The sequence below is a fragment of the Rhodoferax sp. genome (genome assembly GCF_014859475.1).
In the GTDB taxonomy this organism is placed as follows: Bacteria; Pseudomonadota; Gammaproteobacteria; order Burkholderiales; family Burkholderiaceae_C; genus Rhodoferax.
The window spans coordinates 1-12,919 of the sequence record NZ_JACUUE010000062.1; the positions used below are offsets into that span (position 1 = coordinate 1).

Here is a 12,919-nt window from a genome sequence, read left to right on the forward strand (position 1 = left end):
CATCTACGAGAGCAGCGTTTCCTGGTACGACTCGCGTCGGCGCAGCCCTGACCGGAGCGCGGAATATCGGCTTTACTACCAGGATTCTCCGGTAACCAAACAGTTCAAACCCGGTGATTTTTTTCTGATAGCCAAGCACCGCGATGGTCGACTCTTGATGGTATTGGCTCCGCCCCAAAGCTCTGTTGAGAAGCAGCTGCGCGTCATTTTCGGCTTGTTGGAAATCGACGAGAACTTCAATGCCGGCGACCTGGAGTCATCAATGCTCCTGTTACCACTGCGGTTGCTGCTTGAGTCCCTTGGTTTTGAATTGAGCAAGCCTGCGGTTGACGATGGAGCATGGCTGGATCGGCTAATTGCCGAGTTCGGCGACAAGGAGTTTCCAAGTACCGAGCGTTTTTCCACATTTGCAAGAAAGTCGGTGAAGAACGAGGTAGACCCTCTCGGGTTTCCTGACAAGACTCTCATGGCGTGGATGGAGCATGAGGAAAAGCTGTTCCGCATTTACGAATCTCATTTTGTGATGAAGCGCTTGGGCGTCGGTTTCGCTCCCGATAGTCATGGGGTAGAAGCTTTCATCAGTTATTCGCTGAGCGTTCAGAATCGGCGGAAATCCAGGGTAGGCCATGCTTTCGAGGGCCACATCCGCAATCTTTTCAAAAAACATGCCCTCAAATTCGAGCAGGGTGCGAAGGCCCTCGTGACTGAAAACAGTGCGCGGCCAGATTTCCTGTTTCCCTCGTTCAGCGCATACCATGACAAGAGCTTTCCCACCGAATGCTTGATTATGTTGGGCGCAAAGACAACCTGCAAAGACAGATGGCGACAGGTTCTCAGCGAAGCAGCCCGTATCGAGTCCAAGCACCTGATTACCATGGAGGCTGCCATCAGCGAGGCTCAAACCGATGAGATGATCGCCCATAAGTTGCAGCTTGTCATACCGGCGCCCATCCACACGACATTCAATGCGGGTCAGCGCGCGCAATTGCTGGATGTCAGCGGCTTCATTGACATAGTCAAATTGTCACAAAAGTAACCCCCGACTTTTCAGTCGTAAGGTCTAGCGCCACTGGGTTGATATTTCAGACACTTACGCTGGAAAGTATTTTTGTGTGAATTGTTAGGGGCCGCTTCAGCGATAAATTACGCACTCGCTGCTTTACAGCTCATTCGAGGTCGCACCATGTATGAGCAGGCAGGCGCTTTTGAGTGTTGCCGTAACATCATCTTCCAAATCATCAAGGCCTATGTTCAAAATAATTGCCAAATTCATTTTTGAACATCAGAATTCTGACCGTGTACTTCATCACGCGATGAAGACGCTAACGCGATAAAGGCGATACTGGCACGATTCAACCTTTCTGGAGTTCTCCATGTCACGCTCGATTCTTGACGAAACGCACATTCATCCTGCTATCCGCAGCAAGGTCGCGAGCCATCAACAGGCTATCGTTCAGGAGGTCATGGCGGCCGTCGGTGGCAATGATGTGGTGGTGGTTGGCATGGGCTTGAACCCTTTCCCAAAAATTGCCCGCAAGGCGCTGGACCTGATCAACCAGCCATACAAGTACTTGGCGTACGGCAACTATTTCAACAGCTGGCGTAAGCGAAATGCGCTCAAGATGTGGACTGGCTGGCCCACCTTTCCGATGGTGTTCGTCAAAGGCACGTTGGTTGGTGGTGCCAGCGAGTTAAAAGCACTCATTGATAACGGCGAGTTCAAAAAACTATTGGCGCAAAGTGATCGCCGAGCGAGTTAAATTTCCAGGCTGCCAAAGCCATTTTGCCGCCAGGCCTCGAACACCGTCACGGCCACTGCGTTGGACAGGTTCAGGCTGCGTTGGCCGGGCATCATCGGCAGTTTGAAAGTTTGCTGCGGCGTGAACGTCTGGCGCACCTCCTCACTCAGGCCCTTGGTCTCGGAGCCGAACACCAGGTAGTCGCCGGCCTTGAAGCTCGCCTCGAACACGTTTTGGCTGGCGCGGGTGCTCAGGGCAAACAGCCGTTCGGGCAAGGGCCGCTCATCAGCCACAAACGCCTGCCAGCTGGCATGGCGCTTGACGGTGGCGTACTCATGGTAGTCCAGCCCTGCGCGGCGCATGTGCTTGTCGTCCATCGAGAAACCGAGCGGCTCCACCAGGTGCAGGGTGCAGCCGGTGTTGGCCGTCAGGCGAATCACGTTGCCGGTGTTGGGGGGAATTTCGGGCTCGACCAGGACAATGTGAAACATCGCCGCATTGTCATGCAAGTTGCTTGTCTATTCCTATTCAGTGCGTGCGATCACCAGGCCGGTGATGTGGGCGGCACCGGCGGCCCTGAGCACACGCGCTGCTGTGTAGAGCGAGGAACCGGTGGTCATCACGTCGTCCACCAGCACCAGGCGCGCGCCCCGCAACAGTGATGCTTTGAGCGGGGCCACGGCGAAGGCCTGATCCAGACTGGTCAGCCGCTCTGCACGCTTGAGGGTGTGCTGCGCCGGCGTGTCGGCAATGCGCAGCAAGACATCGGCGCGTGTTTTGCGCGGGTTGAGTTGCTGCGCCAACAGCAGCGCCTGGTTGTAGCCGCGTAGCTGCAGGCGTTGGCGCGACAACGGTATGGGCAGCAACAGGTCGGCCGCATCGAGTGCATGCTCGACCCAGGGCGTGGCCTTGAGCAGGTCGGCAAAGAACCTGACCAGGGCGGGTTGGTCGTGAAACTTGAAGTCGGCCATCAAATGCGCCCAGGGAAAGGCGTAGGACACGGCAGCCAGACACTGGTCCAGCGGCGGTGCTTGTTTCAGGCAGGCGCCGCATTGCGTGAGGCCGACGGGCAAGGGCAGGGCGCAGCTGCTGCAGCGGTGCAGGGGCTGGGCAAATTCGGCCACGCAGGGGTCGCAAACGGGTTGTGCCGGCCAGCTGCGGCAGACCCGGCACTGGCTGGCGGGTGGGCGCAACATCCTTGAAAACAAGCTTGTGAACATGCATTCAATATACTCGCGTCTCTTTTCAATTCGACATGAGCGAGCAAAAACCTCCTTCCATTGACCCGCAAGCCGCGCGGCGCTGGCACCAGCGGCCGGTGGCAGAGTCTGCCTGGCTGCACGAAGAGGTGGCACGGCGCATGCAGGAGCGGCTTGACTGGATCAAGCACCAGCCCCAGAGCTGGGTGCATTGGGCACCGCTCAACGGCGGAATGGCGGCACATGACCTGTTGCAGCAACGCTATCCGAAGGCGGCTTGTACCCTGGTTGAGACCAGTGAGGCGCGCGCCCGGCATGTGGCACGGACCGTGGCGCCGCCCTGGTGGCAGGCGCAGCGCTGGTTGCACGCCAAGCCCCGGGTGGTCACGCAAGTGACGCAGCCCGCGCAGATGCTGTGGGCCAACATGAGCCTGCACCTGAGCGACCAGCCCCAGGCCTTGCTGCAGCAGTGGCACCAAGCGCTGGCGGTGGATGGTTTCCTGATGTTTTCCTGTCTCGGTCCCGATACGCTGATGGAGTTGCGCGCGCTTTACCGGGCTTTGGGCTGGCCCGCGCCGAGCCATGAATTCACCGACATGCACGATTGGGGCGACATGTTGGTGGCCGCCGGTTTTGCCGAGCCGGTGATGGACATGGAGCGCATCACGCTCACATTCGAGACGCCGCAGCGCGTGCTGCAGGAGTTAAGGGGCCTGGGGCGCAACCTCCATCTGGCGCGCTTTCAGGCTTTGCGCGGGCGCCGCTGGCACAGCGAGTTGCTGCAGGCCATTGAACAAAGCGCCATGCAACTCACTTTTGAAGTGGTCTATGGCCATGCCTTCAAACCGGCACCCAAGCTCTCGGTGCGGGCGCAAAGTGAAATTTCGCTGGATCAGATGCGTGCTGCCCTGACGCGTGGCAAAGTGCAAGTCGCTGCTCGTGCCACTCCCAAATCGAGTCTTGACCAACATGAATGAATTCGAGTTCCGCTGGGCGCTGATGGTGCTGGTTCTGCTCATTTTTGGTTTGTCGTTTGCGGCGCTGTTGTGGGCCGCCTGGCGTCACCATCGCAGTGGCGACCTGGAAAGAGGCAACTTTTACAGTTCACAGTTCACTGGCCATTGAGATCGCCTGGACGATTGCGCCCTGCATCATCGTGCTGCTGTTGGTGTGGCCAACTGCGCGCGTTTTCGACTGGCAAACCCTGCTGTTTTCTGCCGCCTTGTGTGTCGTCGGCTCGGGCCTGCTCTACTTTGCGGTGAATCCGCTGACCATGTGGCTCACCTTTGCCACCTTCATTGGTTATGCTGTGATCTACACGGTCATCCTGAAACCACTGACCCCGCAAAACATTGTGATTGGTGGTGCCTCCGGGGCCATGCCACCCGTGCTGGGCTGGGCCGCCATGGCTGGCAACGTGGGGCCGGAAGCCCTGATTTTGTTTTTGATCATCTTCCTGTGGACGCCACCCCATTTCTGGGCGCTGGCGCTGTACCGTGTCGAAGATTACCGCAAGGCAGGCCTGCCCATGTTGCCGGTCACCCACGGCAACGAATTCACCCGGCTGATGGTGCTGCTCAACGCCGTATTTATTCTGCATGCATACTGGTTGTGGCGCGACTATTCTGACTTGCTGGCGCGCAAGACCTTCCGCTTTTCACTGATTCATTTGAGTCTGCTGTTTGCCGCGCTGTTGATCGATCATTACGTCTGACGACCATCGGTCCGCCCATGCTTTCATGTGTGCCCGGTTTATCATTGATTGCATGAACAAAAGATACGCACTCAAATTACTGGTGACCTGCGCCATGCTGGCAGGCACCTCAAGTTTTCTGGTGGCTTGCTCGCCCAATGCCCCACAATTCACGGCCATCGACATCACCGGTGCCGATTACGCCAAAGGCTTTGCCCTGACCGACCACAACGGCCAGGCGCGCACGCTCAAGGACTTTCAGGGCAAGATTGTCATGATGTTTTTTGGCTACACCCAGTGCCCCGATGTCTGCCCAACTTCGATGCTCGAGATGGCCGAGATCAAGCGCCTGCTGGGCGCGGACGGCGCGCGCATCCAGGGCATTTTCGTCACGGTCGATCCCGCGCGCGACCAGCCCGACATGCTCAAGGAGTACATGGCCGCTTTCGACTCCACGTTTCTGGCCTTGGTGCCCACGCCGGAGCAACTGGCCGCTCTGGCCAAAGACTACAAGGTCTATTACAAAAAAGTGGATGGCCCCACGCCCACCAGCTACACCATGGACCACACGGCTGGCAGCTATGTCTATGACACCACGGGCAAACTGCGCCTGTTCACGCGCTACGGCACCAAGCCCGAACTCACGGTCGCCGACATCAGGCAGCTGCTCGCACAAGCCTCATAGCAGAGCCCGAGCCGCCCGGCTAATATGCGGGCATGACAACCACCTCGCTGGCGTTCCTGCTGCAGTTGGCGCAGGTGATTGCGCCCCTTCTCTACTTGGCCTGCGCGCTGGCGGTGACGGTGCATGCCTTGCTCAACAAGCGTGACGTGCACACGGCCATTGGCTGGATCGCGCTGGCCTGGCTGACGCCGCTGCTGGGCGCCTTGCTGTACCTGATGCTCGGCGTGAACCGCATTCAGCGCGCCGGTGTGGCGCTGGGAATTAAAGATGGCTGGCACGGGCAAGGGTGCAACGCGGATGAGGTGCTGCAAGCCGATGGCATCTGTTCGCCAGAGCTCGCAGGCATCAACCGGCTCGCCTGCGGCATCACCGAACGCCACTTGCTGGCTGGCAATGCGGTGACGCCGCTGGTTCAAGGCGATGCGGCCTTTCCGGCCATGCTCGCCGCGATTGACGGCGCACGCCACTCTGTGACGCTGTTGAGCTACATCTTCAATGACGATGCGGCCGGGCGCCCTTTTCTGGCGGCGCTGCAGCGGGCCGTGCTGCGTGGCGTGCAGGTGCGGGTGCTCATCGACGCCGTGGGGGTGCGCTACAGCCGCGTCAGCATGGTCAGGCAATTGCGTCATGCCGGCGTGCCCGTGGCGACCTTTTTGCCGCCGCGCCTGACGCGCTTGCTGGCCCAGGCCAACCTGCGCAACCACCGCAAGATCATGGTGGTCGATGGCGTGCTCGGCTTCACCGGCGGCATGAACATCAGTGCCAGTCATTGGCTGTCAAGGCAGCCGCCCAAAGCATTTCAGTGCCTGCACTTCGCGGTGCGCGGTCCGGTGGTGACCGACCTGCAACGCACCTTTGCCATCGACTGGGGGTTCACCACCGGCGAGCGCCTGCAAGGCAGCCCGTGGTTTGCCGACAATGCGCCGTGCGGGCCGGTGCTGGCGCGCGGTGTTTCGGACGGCCCGGATGCTGACATCGACCATATGCGTCTGGTGATGCTGGGTGCGCTGGCCACGGCGCGCCAGCGGGTGCGCATCGTCACCCCGTATTTCTTGCCCGACAACGTGCTGCTCACCACGCTGCAAGTGACGGCCTTGCGCGGTGTCGTGGTGGACATCGTGCTGCCCGGACGCAGCAACCTGCCCTTGCTCGACTGGGCCATGCGCCCGCAGTTCGCAGGGCTGGTCGCCAGCGGCTGCCGTGTGCACCTGAGCGGCCCGGCGTTCGACCACACCAAGCTGTTTCTGGTGGATGACGATTGGTCGCTGATCGGCTCCACCAACTGGGACGCACGCAGCTTGCGCCTGAATTTTGAATACAACCTTGAATGCCACGACGCCACTTTGGTGCGGCAGCTCGACGGGCTGGTTGACTCGCGCATCGAGCGTGCACACCGGCTCACCACGGCAGAACTCGAAGCCCAATCTTTGGCGGCTCGTCTGCGCGACCGGCTGGTCTGGCTGCTGTCGCCCTATTTGTAGGGAGCCAGCGCATCAAGCGTGCTGTCTGTGCGATTCATCACGGATGGTCCGGTTCACGAGGGATAGACTTGGTTCGTCTCACCTCGACAACAAAGAAAGGACTCTCTCCCATGGCTTACAACCGTTCACAAGCGCAGAAACTGTGCAACGCGACCGAATTGAAACTCTTCATGGCCTCGCTGGCCGATGAGGTCATTCAACTGACGCCAGCGCAGTTGCGCAGCAAGGTCACGCGGACCCGAAACCTGCGTGATAAAAATGCCGATCTGTTCCGTCGCCAGGTGACAAGCACCCGTGTCGCCACGGGCGCCAAGCGTGGCGACACGGGTGCTGCCAATCAGCGGACCGAACAAAAAACCCGCCTGTTTGATGAAACTCTCAAACGCTTTGAGACCCGACTGGTCAAACTCGATGCCCAGGTCGCCGCGACTGCTGCTAAAACTGCAGCTACAAAAAAGTCACCCACCCTGGCGGCCGTTGCCAAGGCCCCGGCAGAGCCCGCCGCAGCCAAGAAGTTTGCCTTGAAAAAATCTGTGACCCATGTCGCTTCCCAGGACGCCTTGCCCAGGAAAACAGTGACCTACGCGACGGGAAAGCCGACCTTGCCGGAGCGATCAGCCAAAGCACCAGCGGTCAGGTCGACCAGCAATGCACCAGCGGCCAAGCGAGCTACGGAAGTGTCCAAACTTGTTCAAGTGCGCGGCAAGAACATGGGTGCGCACGCACGCTCAAGTAACGCCAACTCTCAAGCCAAGCGCGACGGCCGCTCATGATATTTGCATGACCAGCCGCAAGCAAGACAATCCCGAACCGTTCACCACATCACCAAGCAGGCAGCGTCAGCCGGTTGCCATATTCTCGCGGGTATCACCGGTTCGGCTTCGGGTGGCAAGGGGATCGCGTTGCAAACGCTGGGCGATCCCCTTGCTGGCGCTGGTGCCGTGCTGCAGGGCAGTCTTGTAGGCTGATTTTGAGTGGGAAAATAACGCGCATGATGATTCCTTGCCCCGTGTGACGACATGCCTCACGTGCTATAAATAAGCCAAATTTGAGATGCCCAGCTTGAGTCAAAATATATAACCAACCAAGGAAATAAAAGATGCAAATCCAAGTCAATACCGACGACCACATTCAAGGTGGCGATTCACTGGCCCAATGGGTGCGCGACGAAGCGGGTAACCGCCTGACCCGCTTGAAAGAGCACGTGACACGCCTGGAGGTCTTTTTGACCGATGTGGACGGTGCCAAATCGGGTGTCAGGGACAAACGCTGTCGTCTGGAGGCCCGCGTGGCCAGCCGCCAGCCAGTCACGGTTACGGCTGAGGCCGACAAAATGGGCGCGGCCCTGATCGAGGCTGTAGAGAAATTGATTCGCGCGATTGATACCGACCTCGGCCGCGTCAAGGACCGCAACAGTCGAGACACGATTCGCGCCGCGCAAGATCATTCTTGACCGCGCGCCGGCGCAAGTTCAGGTCTCGGTTTGCGGTTTCAGCTGCGTGGACGCATCGGCCGTATCTGCCTGCGCTGGCTCTGGCTCCTGCGATAGCTCTGGCGCCAACTCGTCTGTCTGCAGCCTGTCGCCCGACCAGCGCAGCGCCTTGGCGCTGATGGGCGGGCCCACCGTTTCAAGCACGGCCACCGCCGCCAAAATAATCGAGCTGACCACGGCACCTTGCTGTTGAAACAGCGTCAAGGTGGTATTGGCCAAGCCAATGGCCAGCCCGGCCATGGGAACCAGCAACAGGCCGGTTGTTGCCGCTTGTTGGTTGCTGGCACCCAGCAAGCGTGCCGTGACACCCACGCCCAACCACTTGGCCAGTGACCGGCCCAACACCAGCACCAATGCCGCTGGGGCGTACTGAACCATTTCGGCAAGATACAGGTTGGCACCGGCATAGACGAACAGGGCAATAAAAAACAGCTCGAAAGCCGGGCCGAATTCAAGGTTGGCGATCAACTCGGTGCGCTCGATACTGCGCACCACGATGCCTAGCACCAATGGGGCAAACAGGGTCGAGAGCTTGAGCGTGATGGCCACGCCCAGGGTGAACGCCACCGCGCCCACCACCAGCGCCAAATGGTACTGGTGTGCCTCTTTGGTCTTGCGCGCGGCCATGTGCAGCGCCATGCCCATGGCGCCGCCCAATACGGCTGAACCTAGTAATTGATAAGCCGGCCCGCCCACGATGGTGATCAGCGGGGCTTCGACGTTGCTGTAAAGCATTGGTAGCAATGCGCTGAAAATCAGGAAAGCCAGCACGTTGTTGAGCGCCACCAGGCTTTTGGCGCGCTCGGTCACCGGGCCGCTGGCGCCGAGTTCGTTGGCCACATGGATCAGTACCGCTGGCGACGACGACACGGCAATGGCGGCAATCACGGCGGCAGCCAGGCCGTGCAAGCCCATCCAGTCCATGGCAAAAAACACAACGACAAAGGTCAGTGTGCTTTCCACCAGCGAGATGATGATCAGATGGCGGTCATGCACCAGCTGTTTGATGTCCAGCGACAGGCCAAGGCGGTACAGGATCAGGCCCAGAGCCACGTCGATGATGATGCGGGATTCGGCCAGCGCCGCATGGTCCACCAGGCCGAGCACATTGGGGCCGGCAATCAGGCCCACGAGCATGAAGCCGGTGATGCTGGGTAGCCACGGCCAGCGGTGCGTCACGTAGCCACCGACTGCACCGCAAAACAGCAAAAAACCGAAGTAGAAGAGGGTGTTGGTGGCGAGGGGCCAATCAGGAAGAAAAGTCATGGAACGATCAAAAAAAGGAAGTTGGACGGCGTTTTGGCCGTGCGGCGCGGAGTATCGCACCCCGGGGCGACAGGAGAAGAACAAGTTGTCATGTTGTGCCAGCCGGGTGCCTGACGGATATTTTCAGGAAGGTCTTTGTTTTGCGCTTTCAGGGCGGAAAATGCCGGTTTATTCAGGAATATACAAGCATGCAAATGATTGATTCACCTCCGGTGGTTTCGGCGGCCAGCAAGCCGGGGCCGGCGTCATGACGCTTGAACTGCTGGCCGCGCTGGGCAAGAGTTTTCTCTTTGTGCTGGCGGCTTTGTTGCCGATCCTGAACCCGGCCGCCACCGCGCCCATTTTTCTTGGTCTGACCGAAGGGGCCTCGCCCGAGACGCGAGTTCTGCTGGCCCGGCGCATTGCGCGCAATGTTGTGGCGCTGATGCTGGGCTCGATGCTGGTGGGCTCGTATGTACTGGCGTTTTTTGGTATTTCCTTGCCCATTGTGCGGGTTGGCGGCGGCCTGATTGTGGCAGCCACCGCCTGGCGTTTGCTCACCACCACGCATGCCACTGACAGCCGCAGCACACTTGCCGAGGCGTTCACGCCTGAGCAGGCGCGCAAGCAGGCGTTTTATCCGTTGACGTTTCCGATCAGTTGCGGGCCGGGCTCGATCGCCGCCGCCATCACCGTGGGGGTGACGCTGCACGCTGAAAAACTCACGCTCTCGTTGGCGCGCATGGCGGGCGGCGTGCTCGCGCTTTTTGCCATTGGTGTCATTTGCTACCTGGTGTATCGCTACGCGCAGCGCCTGCTCAGGCCCCTGGGCGAGGCCGGCACCATCATCTTTTTGCGTTTGTCGGCCTTCATCCTGTTGTGCCTTGGTGTGCAGATTGTGTGGGATGGCCTGAGCGAGTTGCTCCGGGGTTTGCTGGTGTCTGCGGGCATCCACTGATGCTTGTCCTGCCATGAGCCCGATCGCACCTGAGTCGCCCCAATTCGGCGACCAATACCCCCATACCGAGAGCGAGCTGGTCGTCGAGGCGCTGGCTTTGGGCAAAAACAAGCGGGTGCGCAAACTGCTCGGGCGCATGCATCCTGCCAAGATTGCCGCCCTGCTGGAAATGTTGGCACCCGAGCAACGCCTGGCCCTGTGGCAGCAAGTGGATGCAGCCCTCGAGGGGCGCATCCAGCCGCACCTGAACCGCGATTTGAATGATCAGCTTGGGGCTGGGGCGGGTGACGAGGCAAGCGCGGAGCCAGAAGTTTTGAACTCGGTTGCAGGCGCTGACCCGCACAAGATCGACCACCTGACCCTGGTCCGCCAGGCGCTGGCACAGGGCAAGCTCAAGCGCCTGGCCAAAATCCTGCAGCGCATGCACCCGGCCAAGGTGGCCGGCATGCTCGAAGGCTTGCCGCCGCCGGAGCGCACCAAGGTCTGGAGCATGGTGGACACCGAGCGCGCCGGCAAAGTGCTGACCTTTCTGCACGACGAAATCCGCACGATGCTGGCGCGCGAGCTCGATCCGGACGATCTGCTTGCATCGGTGCAGGCGCTGGAGCTCGATGACCTGGTGGACCTGATCCAAACCCTGCCGCCGGCACTGGGCAGCCAGCTGACGCAAGCCACCAGCGGGGGCCGACGCCAGCAATTGGAGTCCATGCTGTCTTACCCGCAGGACTGCGCCGGTGGCCTGATGAACATGGATGCCATTGAGGTCCGTGCCGACGTCAAGGTGAGCACTGTGCTGCGTTACCTGCGTTTGCGCGAGACCTTGCCATCGCAGACCGACATGCTGATGGTGGTTGACCGCAAGGGCCACTACCAGGGCGTGCTGCGTCTGAGCGCGCTGGTCACCTCGGTGCTGGATGCGCGCGTGGCCGCGGTGATGCAGACCGATGTCGAGGCCATTGCGGTGGATGCCAAAGACACCGAAGTCGCCCGCTTGTTTCAGGACCTGGACTTGCTGTCGGCTCCGGTGGTCGATGCGCAGGGCAGGCTCATCGGCCGTATCACGGTCGATGATGTGGTGGACCTGATCCGCGATGAATCCGACCGCACCATGATGCAAATGGCGGGTCTTGATGACGAAGCCGACATGTTTGCGCCGGTGCTGGTGAGTTCGCGTCGGCGCGCGATGTGGCTCGGCATCAACCTGGTGACGGCTTTCCTGGCGGCCTGGGTGATCGGCCAGTTTCAGGCCACGCTCACGCAGCTGGTGGCGCTGGCTGTGCTGATGCCGATCGTGGCGAGCATGGGCGGCATCGCCGGCAGCCAGACCCTGACCCTGGTGATTCGCGGGCTGGCGCTGGGGCAGGTGCAACAAGGCAACATCCGCGTGCTGCTGAACCGCGAGGTGGGCATTTCCATTTTGAACGGCGTGCTCTGGGCGGTGGTGATTGCGCTGCTGGCGGTGGCCTGGTTTGGCGACTGGGGCATTGGCGGCGTGCTGGGACTGGCCATTCTGATCAACCTGCTGTGCGCGGCGCTGGCCGGTTTGGCCATTCCGTTGCTGCTGCGTCGCGCGGGGATCGACCCGGCGCTGGCGGGCAGCGTGATTTTGACCACGGTCACCGACGTGATCGGATTTTTTGCTTTTCTCGGTTTGGCGACCGTGTGGTTGCTGTGAGCCTGATGGGCAAATAGCCGTTCAGGCAAATTCAACCAGTGCTTTTTTCATCTTTTTCATGGCGGCCACCTCGATCTGGCGAATGCGCTCGGCGCTGACGCCATAGACCGCGGCCAGGTCGTGCAGCGTCATGCCGCCCGAGTTGTCGTCGTTCACTTTCAGCCAGCGTTCCTCCACAATGTGACGGCTGCGCTCGTCGAGCGTGTCGAGCGCCCGGGCAATGCCATCGCTGGCCAGCATGTCGCGGTGCTGCGCCTCCAGCATGGCGGTGGGTTCGTGCGCGGCATCGGTCAAGTAGGCAATCGGGCCGAAAGCGTCTTCATTGTCGCCTGAAGGGCTGGGGTCGAGCAGCACATCACCACCGGCCAGACGCGCTTCCATTTCGATCACTTCTTCCCGCTTGACATGCAATTCGGCAGCCATGGCGTCGATCTGGCCAGGGTTCAGCGTGGTGCGGTGCGTGTCCAGGTCGGCGGCCGCATCATCACTGTGGTAACGCTGCCTGATGGAGCGCAGGTTGAAAAACAGCTTGCGCTGTGCCTTGGTGGTGGCGACCTTGACCATGCGCCAGTTTTTCAGGATGTATTCGTGAATCTCGGCCTTGATCCAGTGCATGGCGTAGCTCACCAGACGCACGCCCTGATCCGGATCGAAGCGCTTGACGGCTTTCATCAGGCCCACATTACCTTCCTGGATCAGGTCGCCATGCGGCAGGCCGTAGCCCAGGTACTGGCGCGCAATGGACACCACCA

The 12,919-nt window shown here is 60.2% G+C and carries 13 protein-coding genes and 1 pseudogene; 10 read left to right on the forward strand and 4 right to left on the reverse strand.

Annotated elements, in window-relative coordinates; all coding sequences use genetic code 11:
* Nucleotides 1–1,036 (forward strand): type II restriction endonuclease (locus tag IBX54_RS07565; RefSeq protein WP_296542059.1); only part of this gene is annotated, 1,036 nt, incomplete at its 5' end.
* A gap of 337 nt (nt 1,037–1,373) precedes the next feature.
* On the forward strand, nt 1,374–1,760 hold the full coding sequence (locus tag IBX54_RS07570; protein WP_296542060.1) for a glutaredoxin: 387 nt from the start codon (nt 1,374–1,376) through the stop codon (nt 1,758–1,760).
* Here IBX54_RS07570 and IBX54_RS07575 read toward each other — a convergent pair.
* Nucleotides 1,757–2,230, reverse strand: a complete 474-nt coding sequence (locus IBX54_RS07575) for a tRNA (cytidine(34)-2'-O)-methyltransferase (protein ID WP_296542061.1) — start codon at nt 2,228–2,230, stop codon at nt 1,757–1,759. The two genes, IBX54_RS07570 and IBX54_RS07575, sit on opposite strands and share 4 nt — an antisense overlap.
* A 33-nt stretch (nt 2,231–2,263) precedes the next feature.
* On the reverse strand, nt 2,264–2,959 hold the full coding sequence (locus IBX54_RS07580; protein WP_296542062.1) for a ComF family protein: 696 nt from the start codon (nt 2,957–2,959) through the stop codon (nt 2,264–2,266).
* Between the two features lie 35 nt (nt 2,960–2,994).
* Here IBX54_RS07580 and IBX54_RS07585 point away from each other — a divergent pair, with 35 nt between their 5' ends.
* The 6 genes and pseudogenes from IBX54_RS07585 to IBX54_RS07610 all read left to right on the forward strand — a co-directional run bounded on the left by IBX54_RS07585 (nt 2,995) and on the right by IBX54_RS07610 (nt 8,250).
* On the forward strand, nt 2,995–3,915 hold the full coding sequence (locus IBX54_RS07585; protein WP_296542063.1) for a biotin synthase: 921 nt from the start codon (nt 2,995–2,997) through the stop codon (nt 3,913–3,915).
* 194 nt (nt 3,916–4,109) lie between these two features.
* Nucleotides 4,110–4,652 (forward strand): annotated as a pseudogene (locus tag IBX54_RS07590) (protoheme IX farnesyltransferase); the annotation flags it as partial.
* Between the two features lie 52 nt (nt 4,653–4,704).
* On the forward strand, nt 4,705–5,316 hold the full coding sequence (locus IBX54_RS07595; RefSeq protein WP_296542064.1) for an SCO family protein: 612 nt from the start codon (nt 4,705–4,707) through the stop codon (nt 5,314–5,316).
* Between the two features lie 32 nt (nt 5,317–5,348).
* Nucleotides 5,349–6,797 (forward strand): phosphatidylserine/phosphatidylglycerophosphate/cardiolipin synthase family protein, encoded by a 1,449-nt coding sequence (locus IBX54_RS07600; RefSeq protein WP_296542065.1) that lies wholly within the window; start codon nt 5,349–5,351, stop codon nt 6,795–6,797.
* A 68-nt stretch (nt 6,798–6,865) separates the two neighbouring features.
* Complete coding sequence (locus IBX54_RS07605) at nt 6,866–7,570, forward strand: hypothetical protein (protein WP_296542066.1); 705 nt, start codon at nt 6,866–6,868, stop codon at nt 7,568–7,570.
* A gap of 326 nt (nt 7,571–7,896) precedes the next feature.
* Complete coding sequence (locus tag IBX54_RS07610) at nt 7,897–8,250, forward strand: HPF/RaiA family ribosome-associated protein (protein ID WP_296542067.1); 354 nt, start codon at nt 7,897–7,899, stop codon at nt 8,248–8,250.
* 18 nt (nt 8,251–8,268) lie between these two features.
* Here the strand turns inward: IBX54_RS07610 and IBX54_RS07615 are convergent, their stop codons facing one another.
* Nucleotides 8,269–9,555, reverse strand: a complete 1,287-nt coding sequence (locus IBX54_RS07615; RefSeq protein ID WP_296542068.1) for a cation:proton antiporter — start codon at nt 9,553–9,555, stop codon at nt 8,269–8,271.
* 247 nt (nt 9,556–9,802) lie between these two features.
* On the opposite strand from IBX54_RS07615, the gene IBX54_RS07620 reads away from it, so the two are divergent.
* Entirely contained in the window at nt 9,803–10,492 is a 690-nt protein-coding gene (locus tag IBX54_RS07620; protein ID WP_296542069.1) for a MarC family protein, read from the forward strand.
* A gap of 13 nt (nt 10,493–10,505) precedes the next feature.
* Entirely contained in the window at nt 10,506–12,167 is a 1,662-nt protein-coding gene (gene mgtE, locus IBX54_RS07625; protein WP_296542070.1) for a magnesium transporter, read from the forward strand.
* Between the two features lie 21 nt (nt 12,168–12,188).
* Here the strand turns inward: mgtE and IBX54_RS07630 are convergent.
* A partial coding sequence (locus IBX54_RS07630) for an RNA polymerase factor sigma-32 (RefSeq protein ID WP_296542071.1) occupies nt 12,189–12,919 on the reverse strand: 731 nt, incomplete at its 5' end.

Excerpts from the sequence above, each read along its gene's own strand:
- IBX54_RS07620 (WP_296542069.1), top strand. The coding sequence starts at position 9,803 with ATGACGCTTGAACTGCTGGCCGCGCTGGGCAAGAGTTTTCTCTTTGTG.
- mgtE (WP_296542070.1), top strand. The coding sequence starts at position 10,506 with ATGAGCCCGATCGCACCTGAGTCGCCCCAATTCGGCGACCAATACCCC.
- IBX54_RS07595 (WP_296542064.1), top strand. The coding sequence starts at position 4,705 with ATGAACAAAAGATACGCACTCAAATTACTGGTGACCTGCGCCATGCTG.
- IBX54_RS07610 (WP_296542067.1), top strand. The coding sequence starts at position 7,897 with ATGCAAATCCAAGTCAATACCGACGACCACATTCAAGGTGGCGATTCA.
- IBX54_RS07585 (WP_296542063.1), top strand. The coding sequence starts at position 2,995 with ATGAGCGAGCAAAAACCTCCTTCCATTGACCCGCAAGCCGCGCGGCGC.
- IBX54_RS07615 (WP_296542068.1), bottom strand. The coding sequence starts at position 9,555 with ATGACTTTTCTTCCTGATTGGCCCCTCGCCACCAACACCCTCTTCTAC.
- IBX54_RS07575 (WP_296542061.1), bottom strand. The coding sequence starts at position 2,230 with ATGTTTCACATTGTCCTGGTCGAGCCCGAAATTCCCCCCAACACCGGC.
- IBX54_RS07570 (WP_296542060.1), top strand. The coding sequence starts at position 1,374 with ATGTCACGCTCGATTCTTGACGAAACGCACATTCATCCTGCTATCCGC.
- IBX54_RS07580 (WP_296542062.1), bottom strand. The coding sequence starts at position 2,959 with ATGTTCACAAGCTTGTTTTCAAGGATGTTGCGCCCACCCGCCAGCCAG.
- IBX54_RS07600 (WP_296542065.1), top strand. The coding sequence starts at position 5,349 with ATGACAACCACCTCGCTGGCGTTCCTGCTGCAGTTGGCGCAGGTGATT.